Source organism: Cupriavidus sp. YAF13 (assembly GCF_052113425.1).
Lineage (GTDB): Bacteria > Pseudomonadota > Gammaproteobacteria > Burkholderiales > Burkholderiaceae > Cupriavidus.
Genome location: NZ_JBFRDD010000139.1, coordinates 1 through 1,448, shown reverse-complemented (window position 1 = coordinate 1,448; position 1,448 = coordinate 1). Strand labels below are relative to the sequence as shown.

Sequence of the window (1,448 nt, the reverse complement as noted above, 5' to 3'; positions counted from 1 at the left end):
GGGGGGGGCCTCCAGACCGAACGGCATCGCAATGTGCCAGAGTGGAAGATGTCACCACCACTACAGGAACGGAGGGACCCGAAATGAATGCTATGACATTTGGGCTGGATATTGCAAAGCATGTGTTCCAGCTGTACTGGGTTGACCCTGAGACTGGCGAGATTCACAACCGGCGATTCCAGCGTCAAAAGCTGATCGAGTTTCTAGCTCAGCACAAAGGGCGCGTGGCGCTGGAGGCCTGCGGCAGCGGGCACTGGTGGGCCCGCAAGCTCCTCGAGATGGGCTATGAGGTGAAACTGCTGCATGCGAAATACGTCCGCCCGTTCGTGCAAACCAACAAGACTGACGCCGCGGATGCGCGCGCGATCTGGACGGCGGCGCAACAGCCGGGCATGCCGACAGTGACGCCGAAGACAGTGGAGCAGCAGGCCACGCTGGTGTTGCATCGGATGCGAGAGCAGCACATCAAGATGCGCACCATGATGATCAACGCTTTGCGCGGCGCGCTCTATGAGTTTGGCTTGAGCTTCAAGAGGGGGCGTCAGGCAGGTCTGGCGGAGATGAGCGAGAGGCTGGCCGAAGTGGAGGACGACGTGCCGGCGAGGGTCTTCGAGGCGTTGCGCGAACAGTTCGAGCTGATCGGTCGGCTAGACAAAGGCATTGAGCAGTTGGAAGGACAGATCAAGGCCTGGTCCCAAACGCAGCCGGCGTGCGAGCAACTGATGGCGATTCCGGGGATTGGCATGCTCACGGCCACGGCGATGCTAGCGACGATTGGCGATGCGCAGGGCTTCGAATCGGGGCGGCAACTGTCGGCCTACCTGGGGCTGGTGCCGCGCCAGCGTGGCACTGGGGGCAAGGTGCAACTGGGGGCGATTAGCAAACGCGGAGACCGTTACCTGCGCATGCTGCTGATCCACGGTGCCAGGGCAGTCCTGTTCCGGGCCAAGGACAAAGGGACTTGGTGCGACCAGCTGGCGCGCCGACGCCCGACCAACGTGACGGTGGTGGCGATGGCGAACAAGGCGGCGAGAATTGCCTGGGCGGTGCTGAGGGGCAAGGAGCCGTATGAAAGAGACCACGAATTGAAGAAAGCGGAGAGGGCCAGGCAAATGGCGGATTCCGCGCTAGGGCATCTGCGCCTACCAAAACCGTAGGCACAGCAGCCCTAGCTGCGGCTATTGAAGCAGGTTAATTGAACTCGACTAGCAGGTTGCGCGGGTAGACGTGAAGTGATGGCAAGACAGGTTGGACCGCAAGAACGAGACCCTGATCGGTTACAAGTGCTTCGAGCACGCTGAAAAGACGAGGGCCGCTCTTGGCGAATTCCATAGGGGCCCGCAGGCTTGACCTGCATGAGGCCGGATATAAGGCTGCAACCAAATCCTCGCCGAGCATCATGAGATGATTTACCTGGCAAACCGGGGCGCGTTCATATAAGTAACCAA

Annotated in this window: 2 protein-coding genes; one reads left to right on the top strand and one right to left on the bottom strand. The window is 60.5% G+C overall.

The features are described 5' to 3' along the window. Positions 1 to 83: 83 nt before the first annotated feature. Positions 84 to 1,157: an IS110 family transposase gene (locus tag AB4061_RS40505; RefSeq protein WP_441641648.1), complete on the top strand. Its 1,074-nt coding sequence runs from the start codon at positions 84 to 86 to the stop codon at positions 1,155 to 1,157. 34 nt (positions 1,158 to 1,191) lie between these two features. On the opposite strand, the gene AB4061_RS40500 is transcribed toward AB4061_RS40505, so the two are convergent. Continuing rightward, positions 1,192 to 1,448 (bottom strand): hypothetical protein (locus AB4061_RS40500; RefSeq protein ID WP_441641647.1); only part of this gene is annotated, 257 nt, incomplete at its 5' end.

What these genes read in the sequence shown, in the direction of transcription:
- AB4061_RS40505 (WP_441641648.1), top strand. Translation starts at nt 84, where the DNA reads ATGAATGCTATGACATTTGGGCTGGATATTGCAAAGCATGTGTTCCAG.